Below are 20,917 nucleotides of genomic sequence, written 5' to 3'. Positions count from 1 at the left end.
CACCAAATTGTTCTCATCTTTCCCTATGCGGCGTTAGTGGATTTTTCTTGCGGCTGTTTGCGTGTCACCACGATCCAAGCTTTATCTGTATCTGATAACTGATTCATTTGTTCTTGCAACCAACTTTCAAATAATTCTTTTATCAAACGTTGTTGCATAAATTTATCGAGTTGTGCGGGCAGAAGTTTTTCTAAGCGTATAATGACGAACAATTCCCCAAAAGGTACGGGACGCCAGAGTTGTCCGGGTTGACTGACTTGAAGTTGCTTTGCCAAACCAGGGTGCAAAGATCCAAGGTCAACAGGTCCAACGATTCCACTTTTGTCTGCTTCCGGTCCTACAGAATATTCCCGCGCAACTTCGGCAAAGGTTTGCTCCCCAGCTAGGATGCGAAAATACAGTTCATTGGCAATGCCTAGTTCTTGCGTGCGAATCAAAGAGTATATAACTTGATCTAGATGTGGTTTGCGATGGAGAAAGTAAGACTCTAGTTTGTTTCCCCAAGTCGCTTGCTGAAATTTCTCTATTCTCAACTTGCGAGTGATAAGGGCTTGAAATTGGTTTTGGTTGAGGTTGTAACGTTTCAGCCATATTTCATGTTCGGTAGGATTACTAATTTGATGTTGTTTGAAAAATTGCTGGCTAGCTGCGGAAATTTCTTCTGGCGTGCAGGTTATTTGTGCGATCGCTCTATCTATAACAATCTCTCGTAAGAGTTGTGGCACTATATTGTACTGAGTCAGCAAAGCCATCAGTTCTTCGCTAGTTATAATGCGATCGGCAATCTCTATCTCATAAGCCATACCCTGCAAAACTCCTTAAGTGTTTGTGATTGATTCCTAACAAGCTACTGTATGATTTATTGAAAAAATGCACAAAATAACTCAAGCTTTGTTAAAAAATTACAATTTAATGCGGATAATACTCAGGTTTCTAAATAAAGTAATGTGTTATATTCTTAGGTATATCAGCTCCTCTTGAAAAAAGTGTGAGTTGATGTGTACTAAGGTAAGTTCTGGTTCTGTCAGAGGGTTTCCTCTGATATGAACCTTCTTAGAGACGTAAAACTTGAATTAAACCGTCATATAATTAATCGACATTATTAGGTGACATTACGCAACAATCTAAAGAAGTTCACATTTGTTAATTAAAATTTTTTGAGTACGTCCTAAAAAGCTGTCCTCATCCCCAACCCTTATACCAAGAGGAGAAGGGAGAAGAAATTGAATTTCTCTCCCTTTGGGAAAAGGTAATTAAGTAAGGAAAAAACAAACTGGCTAAAAATTATTCTCTAATGCAGCTCTTCTTAACAAAAGATACAGATATGGCAAAGAAGGGTGCGATGCCAACCTATAATTTCCTTATCCAAGCAGTATTGCATCAGTAGGAGCGTAAGACCGCCGCACCCTTACAACAATTTATACTTCAGTTAGCGCAGTCTAAGTTATGGAACCGCAGATGAACGCGGATAAAACTGACTTCATTCAAGTGAAAACTGCTATAAAGATAAGTTTTTGCTCAAACACATAGACTAGTTCGTAGTTGCGATGTATGCGAATGCATCGCAACTACAATTTGACTAATGTCTCTACGCTCGGTACTGTTATGCAACGAGAACGATATCTAGGTTAGTAGAGAAGCCAACTGGTTTGTTCTCAAGAATGGCAATTTGATAAACGCTACTAGTACCATCACTAGCTTTAGCATCAAAGTATAACCCACCATTGTTGGAATTGTAGAAGAACTGGTTGGTAGAAGTTGCACCAAAGGAAGACTTGTCAATGTATATTTTGTCACCTTCAGAGTATTTGAAGTCTTTGATGGTATCAACACCTTCAAACTTAGAGTAGAAGTAGAATTTATCTGCTCCAGCGCCACCCCAGATGGTATCGTCCCCAGAACCACCTATTAAGGTATCGTTTCCATCTCCACCAGAGAGCCAGTCATTGCCAGTTCCGCCATTGATGTAATCATAACCGTCGCCACCATAAATGATGTCATGACCAGCTTCACCATAAAGGGAGTCACTTCCATTCCCACCTACAATGTAGTCGTTACCATTTCCACCATAGATGGTGTCGCTATGATCTCCACCGTAGATGTCGTCATGACCGTTACCACCTAAAATGTAATCGTAACCATCTCCACCTACAATGTAGTCGTTACCATCTCCACCGTAAATGTCATCATTTCCATTTAAAGCGTAAACGTTATCATTTCCATCTAAGGCATAAATAACATCAGAACCGTTAGTACCGTAAATTGAAGCGTAGTATTTTCCGTTTTGCCAGGTACCGTTGTCGTTGTAATTTGTACCGTAAATAGCCATTTGATTTTCTCCGTAAATTGTGATGTTGATGTGTGATTGAGTAAGGTAAGTTCAGGTTCACTCACAAATACACTCGTGATTGAAACCTTGATGTAAATAAACTATGTTGATTAGAGGGAAAACCTTTAACAACATCAGCTAAGCGTGAGACTTTAACCAGTTTGTCATTGAATGTGTCTCTCGTTTTGCTTGAATCATACTACAGGCACTATTCGTAGCATTCCGGATTGGGATGAAAAATTTTTTAGCTTTATTTTTAATAAAATTGACGTAAAATCTAAAATAGAAGCAATTCCATTTTAATGGATGCCATGACTGTTGCAAAACCAAAGCGATTCACAATCAATGAATACCATCGGCTCATTGAACTCGGATTTCTGACTGAAACAGACAGGATCGAGCTGATTCGAGGAGAACTGATTTCAATGACTGCAAAAGGAACACCTCATACAGTTTGTGCTTCCATTCTGTGTCGCCAATTAGATCGGCTTTTGGGTGACCGAGCAGTCATTCGCGGTCAAGATCCCATCACCCTACCCAATCAGAGTGAGCCTGAACCGGATGTCGTCATTGCACGAGGAACAGATGAGGACTATCTCGCCCATCATCCCTATCCCGAAGATACTTTATTAGTTATCGAAATTTCTGACAAAACTTTAGATTACGACCAGACAACAAAGCTGTCGTTGTATGCAGAAGCAGGTATTTCTAACTACTGGATCGTAAATTTGCAGGAGCGGCAACTTGAGTGTTACAGTCAACCATACCAAAATATTCAGGGTAAGTTTGGCTATCTCAACAAGCAAATTTTGTTATCTAACCAGGTAATTCCAATACCTAGATTTGAAGATACTCTATTGAACTTGAACCGAATTTTTCCACAAGGTCCGATAAGCGAAGCATAATGGCTTAAGCTGTATCGCCATCAGTCTGTCAACACAATTCGTAATTCGTAATAATTACGAATTACGAATTCTGCGGTTAATCTCCCAAATAAATATCCAAACCGCGAGCTGTTCTTACCAAGGTATCTTCTGGGTTAACAGCTCTATACTGAGCGATCGCCTCAGCAATTGGCACAGCAACCACTTGGCGATTTTGCCATGTCACCATATAGTCATATTTTGCTTCGGCGATGAGATTGACTGCTTCTACACCAAAAGCAGCTGCTACAAGTCGATCGAGTGGTGAAGCAGTTCCTCCCCGTTGGATGTGTCCTAAAACTGTGACTCGGGTTTCTGCATGAATGCATTCGCTAATTCGATCGGCTAAGTACTGACCAATACCGCCGTATCGAGATTGACCCAAACGATTTGTCATTGTGACAGCTTCACCTTCAACAGTACGAACCGCCTCAGAAACAATAATTAAACAATAGTTTTTGCCTTTTTCTTGGCGCTGTTTAATTTTGTGACAAATGTGGTCAATGGTGTAGGGAATTTCTGGAATTAAAATAACGTCTGCGCCTCCAGCAATTCCCGCAGCAATGGCAATATGTCCCGCATCACGACCCATCACTTCTAATATCATGACTCGACTGTGAGAAGCAGCAGTAAAATGTAACCTATCGAGTGCTTCCGTGGCAATATTCACTGCTGTATCAAAACCAATTGCATGCTCGGTAATCCCAATATCATTATCAATGGTTTTGGGAATACCCACCAAATTAATACCGCCTTGTTGCGCCAAGCGACGGAGAATAGCCAAGCTACCATCGCCGCCAATCCCAATCAAAGCGTCTAAACCCAGTCGATGGTAACCAGCAATAATTTCTTCCGAGCGATCGCATACACTACCATCTGGCATAGGAAAAGCAAAAGGATCGCCTTTGTTGGTAGTGCCCAACATTGTCCCACCAGAAGTTAACAGGGGGTCTACTTGGTCAATTTCCAGTTTTGTAAATTGTTCGGGACGCGCCATTAATCCGAGAGTTGCTTGCCGAATTCCCAGGACTTCCCAACCTTTGCCACAAGCACAATGGACTACAGCTCTGATGACCGCATTCAAGCCGGAGCAATCACCTCCACTTGTAAGAATGCCAATACGCTTGTATGTTCCCATATGTTTTTTTGCATTTTCACTGTAAAGTGTATTCACTAGTACAATAAGAGATTAAGGGCGTTCAATAACTGAAAATTCCAAAGAAATTTGTAGAAATTGGATTGTGCAATCGCGCTTTTTGCATTGCCTTTACTTTTTGAATAAGAATGAAGCAATTCTTGGTGGTTTATCTAGATCTTGCTCGTGCCACCATTCTTTGAAGTCCTCAAGAATGAAACCACAATCTTTTGCCGTACTAATATAATCTGATATGTGATGCACAAATGCTGAAATTTCAACTCTTTCTTGATTCCTTTTAAAATTAGCTTTTGTCCCTCCATATTGTTTAAAGGGATGTAGCTCAGATATAAAGAAGTACCCTCCTTTGACCAATACACGGGATGCCTCTGAAAATACAAAAGAGAGATCTGTTATATGTTCTAGAACAAGATTGCAGGTTATCAAATCAGCCGACTCATTCTCACAAGACCATTGCTTCGTGATGTCCCCTACCGAAAATATCACATTATCTGAATTCACTTTCGCTTTAGCTTTTTCAAGCATAGATGCTGAAAAATCGATAGCATGGACTTTTTCAACAATTTGTGAGAGAAAAAGAGTGTTTTTACCTGTACCACAGCCAATCTCAACCACCGATCTACAATTCAAACCAATCAAGGTTTCTCTAGTGACCGTTCGATCCAAATCTCGTGTTAGATTTTCGTCAGTGTCATAGGTGTCTGACCAATCATCGTATGCTGTTTGAACACTCATAAAAGTACTCTCCATCAATAGAATAGCAGAATACTGATTTATTCCATGTTTTATGATATTCTATCTGATGGGAAAAGGAATCGGGCATCTTGGTAGAATGCCCATCACTGACAAAGCATCAAGCTATTCACCTGGTTGTGATTCTATAGCCATTGGTCTATTTTGTATCCATTGTTCTAAATCAGCTACAGTTGAAAAATCCAGCAATGCTTCTACTAATTCTTCTAACTGTTGAACAGGTAATTTGCGAATTTGCTCAACAACTGGGGCTTCAATCTCACCAAGACGACGATTGAGTAGTCGTATAATCAAGTATTATAGCGAAATCGCTAAATCTTGTTAAGTGTTTGCATCATGAGGATTTATGTTTAACTGTTGCCGTAAACGCTCAATTTTATCCTCAAGATATTGCCAAGAAAACAGCCAATTTTAGGATTGGTATGACATTCCCAAATCAATTTTTTGAGGTCGTGCTTTGGATTTTGCAGAAAAATAAGGAATTTCTAGAAATTGTGCCATTATTTCAGCAATTCTTATAGCACTCTGATATTGACCATCAGAATTCAGAGGAATTCGCCAGTAGACAGATGCTAGAATCAACCTGGGATAAAAAGCTATTCCTCTTTCTGTACCACTGGTATCTTCGACTTCGACACCACAAATCAGATGACAAGGAAATTTAACAGATTTTGTGTTTAATCTTAAGACCTTTTTTCATATACTTTAAAAATCTCAGTTATAACCAATAATATTGACTAAGTCAGCTTGACTGATTCCACTGACTTCCATAATGTGTTGGAGAATTTCATGAGGCGCAGATCGATCCATAGGGTAGTTTTGTGTCTCATACGCCTCAATCAGTATTACTAATAGCTTGTGTAGAGCTTGTTCCTCAGTCGTGCGATTCTTCTTAAAGGTTAGCTGCTCCACTACTTTCAAAACACGTTCGTATTCTTCTTCTGTTTCAATCGCTCCCGAAGCGACTTCAGCCAATAGATTGCGATAAGCAGTTTGGTCAAAAGTAAGGGTCATTTTTCCACTTGTTTTTGTTGTACTCAGCATATGTTAGAAAATATTTGTAGTAAACGACTTGGTTTTCATAGTCGATACCAACAATCAAGCGTTATTCATTTCCTTTAAGATTCAAGATAGTAAAATTGCTAACAGCTTCAGCCTCCCGGTAGATTGTACGAACATCTTCTAAGTTTTGCCACTCAGCCTTCTTAATCGTTGCATACCAGTCATCAATTTGCTTTTTGACATCGGAATATCGTGCAGCATCAGAGCGAAGGTTACGAATTTAAATTAAATGCATTTTCTACAAAATTTTTTCATATTTATTATTTAATAAAAATTTAATAAAGTTCTCCTTTCACCTCAACGACTCCCCCACAATTTGTAAAATATGAGTATATAAAGCATCTGCAACTCTAAATCCCGCTATTGCGATCAACCCATCCATCACAGGTTTAACAGCTACAATCAAACCTTTTTGTTTGGCTTCAATCAAAACGCCTAACAACCCAGTAATTCGCAATCCTAATCTATCAGCTTGCGATCTTCCTCGCCGTTCGTCAATAAGTAGCAGTTCTGCATTAAGTTCAATCGCTAAAGCTATGGCTTCACATTCACCTTCGTCCAATTGTTGCTCTAACAGAGTTGCGATCAAAGAACGGTTTGTTACCTGTCGTACCTCAATCCAATCCAACGTCTCTACTTCAGTAGCACCTGGAACAATTGTAGATGTATCTGTTAGTTCTCGATAAACGGCATCTGGAATTAGGATTCTAGTATATAATCGGCGAAGTATATCTAATTGACCAACAGCAGCAAGACTGGTGATTGGCGAAGTATCACTGATAACAATCACAATCTACCTAACTCCCGTAAATTCTTCAAATCGAGTTCAAAATCTTCTATCTCATAAGAATATAAGGGAATTTTGCGCTCTTGAAGCAATTGTTGAAACCTTATTCTATCCATTTCTGCTAACTTGCTAGCGTATCCAAGGGAAAGTTTGCCTGACTCAAACAGCAACAGTGCAACTTCCTGTTTAAATTCGGCTTCTGTCATTCCACTAGCATGCAAAGTTTCATCTGATATGACAATGCTCATGTTTTCCTCTTGCTCAAAATTCAGTAGGTTACAAGCTTGTACTACAATATTTTTACTTTTAGTCCCATTGTACATAATTAAAGAAAATTACATTTGCCCAACGAGATTAGCAATAACTGTTGCTAATTCATCTGGGTTAACTGGCTTGGGAACGTGAAGTTGAAAACCTGCAAGCAGTGCTCGATCGCAGTCTTCTGCTCTAGCATATGCTGTTAGCGCTACTGCAGGAGTTCGCCCGCCACTCTCTTCACTTAATGCTCTAATTCTACGAATCAAGGAGTAGCCATCTTCTTGTGGCATAGAAATATCACTCACCAGTACATCTGGTTGAAATTGTTGCAGCGCCTCAAATGCTTCTGTAGCAGTTGCTACTGCCATGACGGTTGCTTTATATTGTTCCAATGCTGTGGTAATTAGCTGACGCGCATCTGGCTCATCATCCACGACTAGAACCTGCAAACCATAGAGCGGATGGGGTGATTGGGGAACAGGAGGATGAGTGGATAGCAATTTTTCTATTTCCGCTACTCTCCCACTCTCCCCTTCTTCCCCTGCTTTCAGAGGTAAACTCACAATAAATGTTGCACCTTGCCCAATTCCGAGGCTCTCGACGCGAACTGTACCACCATGCAATTCTACCAGATGGCGAACGATCGCTAAACCCAATCCCAGTCCCCCATGCGATCGCGTACTTGAGCTATCAGCTTGACGGAAGCGCTCAAAGACGTAAGGTAAAAATTCGGGAGCAATTCCTTCTCCTGTATCCTTAACTTCAATCAGCGCTGATTGTTGAGTTTTTCCCCACTGACTCTCTTCTAAAGATAATTTCACCTCAACCTTACCACCGCGAGATGTAAACTTAACAGCGTTGGAAAGTAAATTCCAGACAATTTGTTGCAAGCGATTGCTATCACCTAAAACGACACCAACAGAGGGGTCTAAAAAAGATGCGATCGTAATGTCTTTAGCAACAGCCGCTGAACGTACTGTGTCGATCGCTGAAAGGACCACGGGTACAAGTTTTACTGGACGAACCTCCAAGCGCAGTTTCCCTGTAATAATTCTTGATACATCTAAAACATCTTCAATCAGTGTTGCTAATAATTTAGTATTGCGATCGATTGTTTCTAAAGCAATAGCCGTCGTATTTTCATCAAACTTTCGGGTTCTAAGAAGTTGCGTCCAACCAAGCATGGCGTTTAGAGGGGTGCGGAGTTCGTGTGAGAGTGTGGCTAAAAACTCATCTTTTATCCGGTTGGTGGCTTCGGCTTTTTCTGCAAGTTGGCGAAACCGTTCTTTACTTTCTTTCAAAGCAATTTCTGCCTGCTTGCGCTCTGTAATATTTTGAATCAGGGCAACAAATCCTACGACTTCATGAGAATTGAATTGGGGAACATAAGAGATGTTTACATAACGGCTTACACCATCTATGTACTGTAATTTACTTTCGTAAGTTACGTATTCTCCTGACAAAACAGCTTCTACATACGGACGAATTGATTCATAAACTGACTCACCCACAACTTCTTGAATTGTTTTGCCATAAATATCTGACGCGGAAATTCCGTGCCATTCTTCATAGCCTCTATTATTGAAACGATATCTTTGTTGAGCATCAACGTATGAAATGAGTGCGGGTACAGCATTTGTAATCAGACGCATCTGTTCTTCTCGCTGTTGCAGCGCTTCTTCTACCTGTTTGCGTAAGCGAAGCTCGTCGTAGACATTGCTTAAATCCAGAGCAAATGCTATCATTTCTGTTTCATGTGTCTCTGGTTCCTCAACTATCACACCACCAATAAGAATTGGTACGCGGCTGCCATCTTTACAAATATATTCCTTCTCGTAAGGAGTAGCAATTCCATTTTTTTTTGATTCTTCTATTTTTTTTGCATCTGTTTGCCTATATTCTGGGGGTGTCATAGAGTCCCAACGCACTTTTCCTGAGTGTAAATCCTCTGAAGTATATCCCACCATTTTTAGAAAATAATCATTGGCATAGTGGATACCGCCACTCGAATCGCCAAAAGCAACACCAAATATATTAGATTCAACGAGCCGTCTAAACCTTGTCTCACTTGAGCGTAACTTCTGAACGCTTATCTCAAGGTGCTGTTTTGCATTACGTAACTCTAAGTTGAGCGAGCTAATCAGTATTGAAACAAGAATAAACGTACTTAATTGAAAAAGATTGTCAACGGTTAAAATATCTAGTGAATATATAGGTTTGATGAAAAAATAACCAATAGCTAAGCTTGACAATACAGTAGCTAACACACCTGATTCCATTCCGCCGTACCTGGTACTAATTGCGACAGCTGCGAAAAAGAGTTGGAACAAGGTTGGCGTTAACATTGACTGTAGTAGTAATGTCAGTGTTAAAGCGCTACCTACAGCCAAGGTGGTCATCAAATAAGGCTTAGTTCCTTTCAATGTCGGTTCTCCTTTGTTGCAGATAGCCAAGTTAACTTTTTCATATTTAAATTTTTGCAGATAATAATTACTGGTTTGTAGTTGCGCTTTAGCGCTAAAGCGCAACTACGAACGGAAAGCAAGAATTTATACTTTGTTATACATTTGTGTTTTTTTTGCCTCTCTAATGGTCTACCACATTAATTTTGATGGGTAGATCCCCGACTCTCGTTCCCAGGCTTCGCCTGGGAACGCAGACAGCGAGGCTCCGCCTCGCACTCTGTAGTGGAGCACAGGAGGCTCCGCCTCGCACTCTGTAGTGGAGCAGAGGCTCCGCCTCTAGTAAGGCATTCCCAGGCGGAGCCTGGGAACGAGGTGACAGCCCATCAAAACTTATGCGGTGGACCACTAGTTATAACATTAAGTTTGTATAAATTTTAGCGACAAATTAGCTTGAATTTTGTTGTATATTTATAAATACTTTTAAAAAAATAATGATTTCTTAACAATCAATTTCAGTACGTTGTCAACCCCATTCCCTATTCCCCATTCCCTATTCCCCATTCCCTATTTTCTTCTTTCAGTAAATACGTCATCATCTTTCCTTTGCCTTTCACGGGGATTAAACCCCGCTTTTCGAGCAAGAATTTATCTTTTAAGCGCTCATAACTTGCTTCACAAACTTGAATGCAGTCGGCTATTCCGTGAGACTCCATTCGACTCGCTGTATTAACCGTATCTCCCCAAAGGTCATAAGTAAATTTCTTCAAACCAATTACACCCGCTACCACAGGTCCGGTACTAATACCAATTCGGATGCGGAACGACAAATCTCTTTCTTTGTTAAACTGTTGTATGCTACGTTGCATATCTAATGCCATCTTAGCCATTGTGACTGCATGGTCGCTACGTGGAATGGGTAATCCAGCTACAGCCATGTAAGCATCTCCGATTGTTTTAATTTTTTCGACTCCATGCTGTTCTGCTAATTTGTCAAATTTGGAAAAAATTTCGTTGAGTAACTCGACTAATTTTGTTGGAGAGGTACTACTTGAAAGTTCTGTAAAGCCAACAATATCTGCAAACAAAACTGTCACTTCATGGAAATGATCGGCGATTGTGGTGCGCTGGTGCTTGAGTCTTGCTGCAATAGTTTCTGGCAAAATATTGAGTAATAACTTCTCGGACTTTTCCCGAGCAACTTCTAAATCTTTGCGAGTGTGAAATTCTTCCTTTCGTAACTTATCATAAAAATAAATAGACACGTTACAAATAACGCAAGTCCAAAATAAATACAGTCCTTGTTCGGTATAATAGGAAAATGGATATTTTAAAGTAGGCTGAAACAGCCCGTACAATGTCAAGTAACAAATGATAGTTCCTATTTGAGAGATCGTATGGAGATGCCATAGAACAGGAACGATTGTTGCTTGAGTGAGAAACATTAAATTCCAAATACCTATTCTTGGCTCAACAGCATGGAAAAGTAATGCAGTTCCAATTTGATTGATACAAGTTACAGACCAACTTAAAGTCAAAAAGATAAAGTGAGGATGGCGGTAACCGAATTGAGTTTTGGATAAAAACCAACAAGTGCCGATGATTATTTCTATAAAAACTCCGAGAGTGAGGGCGGACAATTTACCTGAGGGTTGTACGTTAAGCCACAAGAAAAACGCAATCACTGTTAAACCAACAATTAGCATAACCTGCGCTTGTAGCTGCAGCCGCTTGAGGGTAAAGCGATGGCGCTGGGCGTTGTAGGAGTCAAAAAGACTGGGCGGTCTTTTCCAATGTGATTTGATCTGGTTGATAAACGCATTAACTTGTGTTTTATCTAAGCCGTTCCGATTTATCATACGGATAATTACGTTATTAATATTTAATGAAGGAACTCGGTACAGGAGACTGGTAACTGGATTGTTTCCCAATCCTCAGTCTCTAGTCCCTAGCTCCCAGTCCCAAAAGTAGGAAAAAGCACTTATATGGGTCGCACCCCTACATTAACTTTCGATCGTGGCACATTAATTTTGCATCCACCACCTCGCGGTAAAGCTTGGATGGATTTTGCTACGTGGGATGACAGGGTAGAAAAATTTCGCATTCCAGCCATTCGATACCGTCCTTTGGTAGAAGCTCTACAAGCAGAAAATACCAGTTTTATTGACGAGGCTAAAGAGTTTTACCCAGTTGAGTTGGCTTCCAGTCTGGAAATGGAGCCTTATCCCCACCAAAGTGAGGCGCTAGCAGCTTGGAAGTTGGCGGGAAGACAGGGGGTAGTGGTACTACCAACAGCAGCCGGAAAGACTTATTTGGCGCAAATGGCAATGCAATCAACGCCTCGCACAACTCTGATTGTTGTCCCGACTCTGGATTTAATGCACCAGTGGTATGCTCATTTAAAGGCGGCATTTCCTGACGCTGAGGTGGGACTGTTGGGAGGGGGTTCTCGCGATAAAACACCTATCCTGGTGTCAACTTATGATAGTGCTGCTATTCACGCAGAATCCCTTGGCGATCGCTATGCTTTACTGATTTTTGATGAATGTCACCACCTACCAACAGATTTTAACCGGGTCATTGCTGAATATGCGATCGCACCCTATCGTTTGGGGTTATCTGCTACACCGGAACGGACTGATGGTAAGCATGCGGATTTAAATATCTTAATAGGACCGGAGGTTTATCGTAAAAGGGCTGAGGAACTCGCGGGGAAGGCGTTAGCAGAACACGAAATTGTTCAAATTAAAGTCAAACTTTCACAACAAGAACGGGAAAAGTACAATCAACTGATTCAAACTCGCAATGATTTTTTGAAAGAATCAAAGATTTCTTTGGGTAGTATGGAAGGTTGGCAAAAATTTGTGCAGATGAGTGCTCGTTCTCAGGCGGGACGTAGGGCAATGCTAGCACATCGTGAAGCTAAGGAAATTGCTTTGGGAACTGATGGGAAGTTGCGGATTTTGATAGATTTATTAACACAGCATTATCCGGAGCGAGTTTTGGTTTTTACTGCTGATAATGCAACGGTTTATCGAATTTCTCAAGACTTGTTGATTCCTGCAATTACTCATCAAACTCCTGTGAAGGAACGACATGAGATATTAACGAAATTTCGGGAGGGGGTTTATAGGACTTTGGTGGCTTCTCACGTGTTGAATGAGGGTGTAGACGTGCCTGCTGCTTCTGTTGCTATTATTTTGTCGGGGACTGGTTCGGCGCGGGAGTATATTCAGCGTTTGGGAAGGGTTTTGAGAAGGGGTAAGGAGGGGAACAAGCAGGCGGTTTTGTATGAGGTGGTGGCGGAGAATACGACTGAGGAGGGTACTTCGGCTCGCAGGCGCGGTGTTGATAGGAAACATGAACCGCAGAGGCGCGGAGGGCGCAGAGAAGAGAAGAATGAGGGAGAGGGGAATTTGCGTGTGGTTTATGGCAGCGGTCAGGAGAAAAGTTATAGGGCGGCTGAACAGTTGGATTTGAATTATAATAGTGAAAATCCAAAATCTTAAATCGATTAATCCCTTCCCCTTAGAAGAATACCTAATTTAATGAACCGCAAAGACGCGGAGACCACGAAGGAAGAAGAAAAAGAAGATAGGTAATCTTAGACCGGAAAGGGAGTAATCCAAAATCTAAAATCCAAAATCTAAAATCCAAAATCAAGAAGATGTTACCAGGTGATTTGCTCAGTCACAGACAAAATGGGGAGGAGATTGTTCCTAAGAGGTTGAAGGTTGATGATAAGACTTTGGGGATGGCGGCGGAGTTGATTGGGTTTTTTCAGAAGGCGGTGAGTAGTTCTCAGGGGGTGCTTGAACGTCAGCTGTTGGAGTTTGAGGGCGATACTCCGGATTATAAGGTGAAGCGGGGGTTGGCTTATATTTTGAAAAGCAGTTTTTGTACGTTTGAGGTGGTTAGTCCTTTGGAACCTCAAATGTTACGAGAAAAGGTGTTTGCTTTGGCGGCTAAGTCTGTTCCGAGTCGTGAATTGACTGAGGTAACTTTGCAAACGATTGCATTGGAGTTAAGTCGCGAACTCGAACGGGAAGTTGTTTCGGAACAAGTTCGTAATGGGTTGTATGCCGATCTATCTGAGAATAAAATTTTGACTGCTTTTGATGCTCCTCAGCCTGAGGGTTTGTTACATCGCTACAATTTATCTCAGGTGCAGGGGGTATTTTATAAAGCCAGCCAATTAACAATTAATGCTCATCGAAATGTTCCGGGACAGTACAAGCTTTTGTTTCGATATCTTAAATTGTTTCAATTAATGTCTTATATAGAGGGGGATGCTGACCACGGGTTTACAATTACGATTGATGGTCCTACAAGTTTGTTTACTCCTAGTACGCGGTATGGTTTGGCAATTGCTAAACTCATACCTGCTTTACTTCATGTTACAAAATGGAGTCTTTCTGCTACGCTTCAAATTCGGGATTTTTACACGAATACTTGGAAAACAGGGCGGTTTACTCTGAATTCTGATTGCGGGTTGGTGACGCATTATCCCCCAGGGAAGCCTTATGATAGTATGTTGGAACAGTCTTTTGCTGATAAGTGGGATGCTCTAAAAACGGATTGGGTATTGGAGCGAGAAGTTGACTTGATTCCGATCCCAGGAAGTGTGATGATTCCAGATTTTAGATTGGTTCATCCTGATGGACGTTCGTTTTTATTAGAGATTGTGGGATATTGGAGACCGGAGTATTTACAAAAAAAGTTTGCACAGGTTCGTCGCGCCCAATCTCATAATTTGATTTTGGCTATTTCTGAGCGATTGAATTTGGAAAAAGCAGGTGTTAAATTAAATGATGTACCTGCTCGTATTATTTGGTTTAAGGATAAATTGTTACCGAAATCTGTCTTGGCTGTGCTTGAGTAATAATGTCTAAATCGTTCCTCTCGTTCCCAGGCGGAGCCTGGGAATGCAAATCTAGAGGCTCCGCCTCGCGCAGCTATTAGATACGTTAGGCTGCGGTAATGCCCACTCTACAAGAAGAGAATTTGAGAACGAAAAGAGAGTAAGCAATTTGTAAGTTGCAAGTTAAGTCAGCCCATCACATGAGACGTTTGTGCGGCATAACCCTACCTACAGTACTTAAAATTTTTTATAAATTATTTATAATTTCTACATATTCTAGTGAGTATTCTTGTGGTAATGCGTCTCCACCCGTACACTCCTCATATGGCAGGCAAGGACACCCGCCCTACAAGATGTGGTCTATGAATCAGAAAATTGATATAAATGTCCTTAAGCTTACTATTTAGAGACGTGAAGTTGAAAGTTTCTGCTAAACCATAAGTATGGGTAAAAATAAATTTACGACTTTATCTTTTATAGCTACTGCTATTTTATGGAATATTCACGCATCTTGTACCTTGGCGCAGGAAATAAACCCTGGCATCAATAGTTTACAAGAAAGCGTTGCATCAAGTTTTTATAACAAGCAGGTCTACCCTACACGAAAACTGACTGCTGTATCAAGATCGGAGAATAGGGGAGATTGGTGGTTTTTCAAACCCGGTGATATCTCATCTGAATCCATGCGATCGCAAGGTTGTGTCCCGACGAATATACCTGTTGGTTCTGACGCACCTGATTGGCGTTGTCCCCGTCAAACCATTAGAGTAGAGGTTGATGGTGGAGATTCACGCAAAGAAAGGGGCGAGGTCTTTTCTGAGGAAGCATTACAAGCAGTGTCGGGACCGGATGAAAGAGGTCGTTGGCTATTTTACAAACCTAATGATATATCATCTGAAGAAATGCGATCGCAACGCTGTGTTCGCATAAATTCTCCAGGACCAAATTGGAGTTGTCCTTCAAGAATGCTTCGATGGGGAAGGGAAGATGGAAACCCAGATAGATATCCTCCTGAGGAGCGCTATGGTGAAAGGGATTGGTATGATGAAGATTATCCTTACGATCCCTATGAGGACACACCTGACAATGAAATAGTGTTACAAGCTGAGTCAGGACCAGATGCAAGAGGTTTTTGGTTATTTTACAAACCCAAAGATATCTCATCAGAGGAAATGCGATCGCAAGGTTGTGTTCCTGTCAGTTCTAACAGACAGAATTGGCGCTGTCCTTCCCCAACTATTAGATTAGGTATTGAAGATAGGTATTGGTAGACTTAGTGCGAACGACAAAACAAATGAGGAGGTCCCATCGCGATGACAAAAGCTGTTCCGAAACTTTTGACATTTAATGACTTCATTACCAAATATGGAGATAATGAACGTTACGAATTAATTGATGGAGAACTTATTGATATGGAACCAACGGGACCGCATGAAGAGGTAGCTGCTTTTATCTTAAGAAAAGTTAATGTTGAAATAGATCGGTTAAGCGTTGGTTGGTTTACACCTACACGTTGTTTAATCAAACCTCTGGGAACAACAACAGCTTTCCGTCCTGATGTCGTTGTGTTGGATAAAGCTGCAATTGCTAACGAACCTTTATGGCAGGATGAACCTGTTATCACTTTAGGAACTTCTGTAAAACTCGTGGTAGAAGTCGTTAGTACTAATTGGCAAAATGATTGTGCGCGAAAAGTCGAAGATTACAGCACATTGGGCATCCCAGAATACTGGATTGTGGATTATTTGGGCTTAGGAGGTCGAGATTATATTGGCAATCCAAAGCAACCAACAATATCAATTTACCTATTATCATCTAGCGGAAATCGATACCAAAAACCTGCTCAATTTCGAGGTAGCGAACGTATTATCTCACCTACATTCAAAGAGTTACAGCTAGCTGCTGAACAAATATTCGCTAGAGGCAATTAATATCTATCCAATCGATCTTAACTGATAACGCCAATATTGAATGCCAAACCAAGATGGCAATTCAATATCTTTTTGAAAAGGGCGCTTACTATTATCTAAAGAAATTCAAAAAACCTCCATTTTTATTTGACGATCGCTCAAGATGGATTGTGTGATTATTCCATTTTTTGCAGGTAAAGTTTACTCTGTCTAGTTTTCAGACTTTTTCTTACGCCGAACTCAGGTAATTAACGCTCTTTCATCACTCTGGGGAGAGTATAATAATCAAAAAATTACCTAGTTCTGGAGTTTAGCCATGATAGCGCCCAGAAAACCCGTTGCAACGGTCGGCTTTGTGGACGATTATTGTGCGAAGTATGAAGATATCTTTCCAGAAGTCAGAAGTTATGAGTGTTTAAATATCTTCAGATGGGAATAATGTCAGAAATTAAGCGAAAGTCGCTCCCGGCGAGCCTCCTGGCGGAGGAGCTTCGCTAACGCTAAAGTTATAGGCTTAGACAATGAACAGCCTTTGCATCATTTTTTAACAGATTCACCTTGGGATATGAAAATCTTGGAAAAGCGGAGATTATCTCTAACGTTATCAATGTTGAAAGGAGAAAAATTTCTGTTAGTAATAGATGAAACCTAATTCTCATCAAATAGAAAGATGGTGAGCCAGCGCGTTGCGGGGGTTCCCCCCGTTGTAGCGACTGGCGAACCCGAAGGGTGGGAGATTATTTGTTGCGTGTATTTGATGATAAGTTGGCACGCTATTGAACGAGATGTAGCGAACCAAACTCAAACAGAAACTAAAAAGAGCCCTCCAATATCTGACAAAGAACCTGAAATTTACAGTCAGCATGAGTGGTAGGATTTTATGCTGGGATGGAAGTCAACCTTAAATAACTTGCGCTTAATTATTCAGCCATGTGTATTTTTTAATTGACTCAAGCCTTGGTTAGATATTTTTGAGATTCCTGGCTTAGAGAACGGATTTTTGTCACTACAGAATATGATGAATCAATTTCGTGGTTACATGAGATTCGACTCTGGATAAATTGGGAACACAATTGTTATTCTCTGGCTAGAGTGATGAAAGAGCGTTAAGAGTACTCTGTCAACCCAAAATTGACGGTTTAAGACAAGCAGGGGAGGCAGAAGACTGTTCTTGCTGCTGTGAACCCCGCAGGTGTTGATGTGACTGTGTGAAATTTCGATGGCGATACCTACGGTAAGCGGCGCTAACGCTAACACCAAATCCTCAAACTTTCAAATTCGTAGTGTGACATAATTACCTGCATCAATTGGGCGAGCGCCGTCTGCAATTTGCTATATCAGTTGCTACTGTAGAGCGAACTTATGGAATCTACACCTATGGGACAAAACATCCTAATCCGTGCTAGCTCAATCGAATTTTTATCCTTGGCTGCCCTATCTATCCCCTCGAGTCCATAATATGCACTATCTCTAATAAATAACTGTTATATCTCTGTAAGCAACTGTGCTTTATTAGACTATATCTACACTGTTCTATCGTTTGGCGATGGGCAATTATTGACAATCACTGCTAACGCACGGTTTTGAGGCTCTCCACACTAGAGCTAAACATATCAGTAAAAATGCTCATGACGGTGCGCTCCCTAATCTTAATATTGGTACTGACCGACATCCCCGATTGCAGTTGTATTTTGCGTCCGTTCGCCAAAAGCGACTGTTGTGACAATCGCACTTTAGCAGGAAATCTGTAGTAAGGATAAATTTGGTCTGGTGGCAAAGCATCAGAGCCAATCGAAATGAGCTGACCTTTGATATCACCAAATTCGCTAAAGGGGAACGAGTCAATTCGCACATCCACTGTCATTCCTTCTTTAACAAAACCAATATCTTTGTTGGTGATATATACCTTAGCAATAAGTGCATCATCAGGAACAACTTTAAGAATTGGTTCGCTAGAAGTGACAACAAATCCCGGAGTGTGTGCCTTGAGTTCAAAAATTGTACCAGCTACTGGGGAATTGATTTCTTGATATTTCAAATTCATCTGAGTTTGACTCAGTTGAGAATCAATTTCTGCTATCTTTTTGTGATTCTCAACCATGGCTTTTGTCAACTGAGAATCAATTTCTGCAATGCGTTTGTTATTATCTGCAATCTGCTGTAGCCAATCCTGACGAGAGAGCGCGATTGTATTTTGTAGCTTGGCTTGTGCTTGGAAAATAGCTGAATTTAAACGCGCCCGTTCCTGAACGAGTTGGTCGATTTCAGACTGACCGTTTCTCACTTCCTGTTGCTGTTTGAAGTATTGAATTTTGGAAATCGCTCCATCTTGCATCAATGGAGTCACGCTATCCAAAATGCCTTTGTTCATTGCCAAGGTATCAATGTGACATTGGCACTACGGATAGTCGCAAGACGGTGGGTGATGAAAAATACTGTTCTTCCCTTGAATGCTTGTGCTAGATTCAAGCACACTTGGCGTTCGGTATCGTAATCCAAAGCACTGGTCGCTTCATCTAGAATCAATAGTGGTGGGTTTTGCAGTACGGTACGAGCTATCGCAATCCGTTGTCTCTGTCCACCGGATAGGGCAGAACCTCTCTCTCCAACACGGGTTTCATAACCGTTGGGTAAATTCATGATAAAGTCATGAGCACAAGCAATCTTGGCTGCTTCTACAATCTCTTCTGGAGTAGCGTCAGGCATAGTCAGGGCAATATTTTCTTGTACTGTAGTGTCAAATAACAGAGTATCTTGCAGCACCATGCCAATTTGACGGCGTAAGGAGTAGAGTTCGACCTTATTGATGTCGTAGCCGTCAATTTTAATCCGACCGGAATCGAGTTCGTACAGGCGGGGTATGAGTTTGGTGAGCGTGCTTTTTCCAGCACCACTAGGTCCCACCACTCCAACAAACGTTCCTGCTCCAATGTCTTGATTGATATTGACCAATTGGGGATTGGGACTCTTGCTAAAGCTGAAGGTCACATTCTCGTATTTGACATTACCTTGAATAGCTGGCATTGGAATATTGTTACGCCCAGCTATCTCGCTTTCGGTAGGATTATCTAGAATATCAGCAAGTCGTTCCAGGGATAATGCCGTTTCTTGGAAGTTCTGCCACAGTTGTATCAATCGCAACAGAGGACTGGTGACATAACCTGCAATAATACGAAATGCGATTAATTCTCCTAAAGTAAGTTGACCTTCAAGTACCAGATATGCACCAACCCACAGCAAGAGCAAGCTAGAAAGTTTGTTAAGGAAGTTGCTGAGGGAACTTGCGGTATTGCTCGTCAGCACGTTCTCAAAAGAAGCACTAATGTAACGTGCGTAACGGGTTTGCCACTGCCATCGGGAGTTGAGTTCGATATTCTGTGCTTTGACAGTTTGAATGCCAGAAACCACTTCTACTAGGTAGGATTGAGTTTCGGCATTGCGTTCTGCTTTGGTTCTGGTTTGACTGCGGATGATGGGAGCAAAGATGTATGTCAGCAGGGCAAATAAGGGTACTGTTGCAAGTGCTACTATTGTGAGCAACCAGCTGTAAATGACCATCACCGCAATGTAGATGACAGAGAAGATAGCATCCAAAACTACGGTTAGGGCAGTTCCCGTAAGGAAGGAGCGGATGTTCTCCAGTTCGTTGATGCGGCTTGAGATTTCACCGACAGGGCGCTTCTCGAAATAACGTAGGGGCAAGCGCAACAGGTGGTCGATCACCTCCGAACCCAAGCTTAAGTCGATGCGGTTGGTGGTATCGACAAAGAGGTTGGTTCTCAGCCAAGTGATAACCCCTTCCACCACAGCCATTGCTATCAATAGAAATCCCAACACATGAAGGGTATTGACACCGTTTTGGATAATAACTTTGTCAATAATGACTTGAGTAATGAGGGGGTTAGCCAGTCCCAAGAGTTGTACAAATAAGGAAGCAATAAAGACTTCAATTAAGACCGTGCGATGCTTTTTGATAGCAGGAAGAAACCAACTCAAACCAAAGCGGCTTTTGGGCGTTTCTTTTGTAGGTTGCAGCAGTAAAGCTTGACCTTCGTCTCCCCAAATATCGGCAAATGCTGTGGGGTTTAAACGTCTAATGCCCTGTTCTGGTATTGCTAAAACCAATTCTTTAGAAGTGGCTTTGTAGAGAATGGCGAAACTGTCCTGCCAGGGGAGGAGTGCTGGTACTGGTAGGCGACTGACACTGAGGGCTGGAACTTGTACCAGTTGAGAGGTGAGTCCCATCAGTTCGGAGAGCGCACCGCACAGTTGAATGGAAATGCCACCCGTGCGCTGAAAGTTGTTGACCAAGGCACGTTTGATGACATCTCGCTTGAACGGCATTCCCCAGTATTCAGCTAGCATTTGGAAGCAGGCGACGGACGCATCCACCGGACCCCTGCCACGAACGTGAGGGTATTTGACCGATTGGGGGCTTGGTTCTTCTGGTTCCTCCGGACGTTCTGAAGCGTAGGG

Annotated in this window: 18 protein-coding genes and 2 pseudogenes; 6 read left to right on the top strand and 14 right to left on the bottom strand. The window is 41.5% G+C overall.

The window, feature by feature from the left end; all coding sequences use genetic code 11:
• Window positions 1-23: 23 nt before the first annotated feature.
• Together F7734_RS13190 and F7734_RS13185 are read right to left on the bottom strand one after the other, a co-directional pair.
• On the bottom strand, window positions 24-803 hold the full coding sequence (locus tag F7734_RS13190) for a peptidylprolyl isomerase (RefSeq protein ID WP_155745156.1): 780 nt from the start codon (window positions 801-803) through the stop codon (window positions 24-26).
• A gap of 800 nt (window positions 804-1,603) precedes the next feature.
• On the bottom strand, window positions 1,604-2,329 hold the full coding sequence (locus F7734_RS13185; RefSeq protein WP_155745155.1) for a calcium-binding protein: 726 nt from the start codon (window positions 2,327-2,329) through the stop codon (window positions 1,604-1,606).
• A 311-nt stretch (window positions 2,330-2,640) separates the two neighbouring features.
• Between F7734_RS13185 and F7734_RS13180 the strand changes: the two genes are divergently transcribed.
• Entirely contained in the window at window positions 2,641-3,234 is a 594-nt protein-coding gene (locus F7734_RS13180) for a Uma2 family endonuclease (RefSeq protein ID WP_155745154.1), read from the top strand.
• A gap of 76 nt (window positions 3,235-3,310) precedes the next feature.
• Here the strand turns inward: F7734_RS13180 and F7734_RS13175 are convergent, their stop codons facing one another.
• From F7734_RS13175 to F7734_RS13130, 10 genes and pseudogenes are all read right to left on the bottom strand, one after another.
• The gene (locus F7734_RS13175) at window positions 3,311-4,390 is read right to left on the bottom strand and encodes an ATP-dependent 6-phosphofructokinase (protein ID WP_155745153.1); all 1,080 of its coding nucleotides are present in this window, start codon (window positions 4,388-4,390) and stop codon (window positions 3,311-3,313) included.
• A gap of 129 nt (window positions 4,391-4,519) precedes the next feature.
• Complete coding sequence (locus tag F7734_RS13170; RefSeq protein WP_243146858.1) at window positions 4,520-5,143, bottom strand: class I SAM-dependent methyltransferase; 624 nt, start codon at window positions 5,141-5,143, stop codon at window positions 4,520-4,522.
• A gap of 123 nt (window positions 5,144-5,266) precedes the next feature.
• Window positions 5,267-5,455 (bottom strand): DUF4351 domain-containing protein, encoded by a 189-nt coding sequence (locus F7734_RS13165; protein ID WP_155745151.1) that lies wholly within the window; start codon window positions 5,453-5,455, stop codon window positions 5,267-5,269.
• A gap of 117 nt (window positions 5,456-5,572) precedes the next feature.
• Window positions 5,573-5,743, bottom strand: a complete 171-nt coding sequence (locus tag F7734_RS13160; RefSeq protein ID WP_155745150.1) for a hypothetical protein — start codon at window positions 5,741-5,743, stop codon at window positions 5,573-5,575.
• A 132-nt stretch (window positions 5,744-5,875) separates the two neighbouring features.
• Window positions 5,876-6,175: a transcriptional regulator gene (locus F7734_RS13155; protein ID WP_243146857.1), complete on the bottom strand. Its 300-nt coding sequence runs from the start codon at window positions 6,173-6,175 to the stop codon at window positions 5,876-5,878.
• Window positions 6,159-6,443, bottom strand: a pseudogene (locus F7734_RS13150) (type II toxin-antitoxin system HigB family toxin). Before F7734_RS13150 ends, F7734_RS13155 begins: the two are co-directional and overlap by 17 nt.
• Window positions 6,444-6,515: 72 nt before the next feature.
• Window positions 6,516-7,013 (bottom strand): DUF3368 domain-containing protein, encoded by a 498-nt coding sequence (locus F7734_RS13145; RefSeq protein WP_166481884.1) that lies wholly within the window; start codon window positions 7,011-7,013, stop codon window positions 6,516-6,518.
• Entirely contained in the window at window positions 7,010-7,258 is a 249-nt protein-coding gene (locus F7734_RS13140; RefSeq protein ID WP_155745149.1) for a UPF0175 family protein, read from the bottom strand. Before F7734_RS13140 ends, F7734_RS13145 begins: the two co-directional genes overlap by 4 nt.
• Window positions 7,259-7,345: 87 nt before the next feature.
• A complete protein-coding gene (locus tag F7734_RS13135) occupies window positions 7,346-9,691 on the bottom strand; it encodes a PAS domain S-box protein (RefSeq protein ID WP_243146856.1) in 2,346 nt (781 codons plus the stop codon).
• Between the two features lie 518 nt (window positions 9,692-10,209).
• A complete protein-coding gene (locus tag F7734_RS13130) occupies window positions 10,210-11,529 on the bottom strand; it encodes an adenylate/guanylate cyclase domain-containing protein (protein WP_155745202.1) in 1,320 nt (439 codons plus the stop codon).
• A gap of 126 nt (window positions 11,530-11,655) precedes the next feature.
• Between F7734_RS13130 and F7734_RS13125 the strand changes: the two genes are divergently transcribed.
• The 5 genes from F7734_RS13125 to F7734_RS13105 all read left to right on the top strand — a co-directional run bounded on the left by F7734_RS13125 (window position 11,656) and on the right by F7734_RS13105 (window position 17,315).
• The gene (locus F7734_RS13125; RefSeq protein ID WP_155745148.1) at window positions 11,656-13,179 is read left to right on the top strand and encodes a DEAD/DEAH box helicase family protein; all 1,524 of its coding nucleotides are present in this window, start codon (window positions 11,656-11,658) and stop codon (window positions 13,177-13,179) included.
• A 158-nt stretch (window positions 13,180-13,337) separates the two neighbouring features.
• Complete coding sequence (locus F7734_RS13120) at window positions 13,338-14,552, top strand: DUF790 family protein (protein WP_155745147.1); 1,215 nt, start codon at window positions 13,338-13,340, stop codon at window positions 14,550-14,552.
• A gap of 422 nt (window positions 14,553-14,974) precedes the next feature.
• Window positions 14,975-15,802 carry a hypothetical protein gene (locus F7734_RS13115; RefSeq protein ID WP_155745146.1) on the top strand — a complete coding sequence of 276 codons (828 nt, stop codon included), beginning with the start codon at window positions 14,975-14,977 and terminating at the stop codon, window positions 15,800-15,802.
• Window positions 15,803-15,844: 42 nt separating this feature from the next.
• Window positions 15,845-16,462, top strand: a complete 618-nt coding sequence (locus tag F7734_RS13110) for a Uma2 family endonuclease (RefSeq protein WP_155745145.1) — start codon at window positions 15,845-15,847, stop codon at window positions 16,460-16,462.
• Window positions 16,463-17,111: 649 nt separating this feature from the next.
• Entirely contained in the window at window positions 17,112-17,315 is a 204-nt protein-coding gene (locus tag F7734_RS13105) for a hypothetical protein (RefSeq protein WP_155745144.1), read from the top strand.
• Between the two features lie 696 nt (window positions 17,316-18,011).
• Here F7734_RS13105 and F7734_RS13100 read toward each other — a convergent pair.
• Window positions 18,012-18,827, bottom strand: a pseudogene (locus F7734_RS13100) (HlyD family efflux transporter periplasmic adaptor subunit); the annotation flags it as partial.
• Window positions 18,809-20,917 (bottom strand): peptidase domain-containing ABC transporter (locus F7734_RS13095; protein ID WP_155745143.1); only part of this gene is annotated, 2,109 nt, incomplete at its 5' end. The pseudogene F7734_RS13100 and the gene F7734_RS13095, both read right to left, overlap by 19 nt.

Source organism: Scytonema sp. UIC 10036 (genome assembly GCF_009725235.1).
The sequence above is the reverse complement of the archived record's forward strand: the minus strand, read 5'-3'. Positions and strand labels throughout refer to the sequence as shown.

Bases quoted from the DNA above. Each gene is read 5' to 3' on its own strand.
- F7734_RS13190 (WP_155745156.1), bottom strand. From the start codon at position 803: ATGGCTTATGAGATAGAGATTGCCGATCGCATTATAACTAGCGAAGAA.
- F7734_RS13185 (WP_155745155.1), bottom strand. From the start codon at position 2,329: ATGGCTATTTACGGTACAAATTACAACGACAACGGTACCTGGCAAAAC.
- F7734_RS13180 (WP_155745154.1), top strand. From the start codon at position 2,641: ATGACTGTTGCAAAACCAAAGCGATTCACAATCAATGAATACCATCGG.
- F7734_RS13175 (WP_155745153.1), bottom strand. From the start codon at position 4,390: ATGGGAACATACAAGCGTATTGGCATTCTTACAAGTGGAGGTGATTGC.
- F7734_RS13170 (WP_243146858.1), bottom strand. From the start codon at position 5,143: ATGAGTGTTCAAACAGCATACGATGATTGGTCAGACACCTATGACACT.
- F7734_RS13155 (WP_243146857.1), bottom strand. From the start codon at position 6,175: ATGACCCTTACTTTTGACCAAACTGCTTATCGCAATCTATTGGCTGAA.
- F7734_RS13140 (WP_155745149.1), bottom strand. From the start codon at position 7,258: ATGAGCATTGTCATATCAGATGAAACTTTGCATGCTAGTGGAATGACA.
- F7734_RS13130 (WP_155745202.1), bottom strand. From the start codon at position 11,529: ATGATAAATCGGAACGGCTTAGATAAAACACAAGTTAATGCGTTTATC.
- F7734_RS13125 (WP_155745148.1), top strand. From the start codon at position 11,656: ATGGGTCGCACCCCTACATTAACTTTCGATCGTGGCACATTAATTTTG.
- F7734_RS13120 (WP_155745147.1), top strand. From the start codon at position 13,338: ATGTTACCAGGTGATTTGCTCAGTCACAGACAAAATGGGGAGGAGATT.
- F7734_RS13115 (WP_155745146.1), top strand. From the start codon at position 14,975: ATGGGTAAAAATAAATTTACGACTTTATCTTTTATAGCTACTGCTATT.
- F7734_RS13110 (WP_155745145.1), top strand. From the start codon at position 15,845: ATGACAAAAGCTGTTCCGAAACTTTTGACATTTAATGACTTCATTACC.
- F7734_RS13105 (WP_155745144.1), top strand. From the start codon at position 17,112: ATGGTGAGCCAGCGCGTTGCGGGGGTTCCCCCCGTTGTAGCGACTGGC.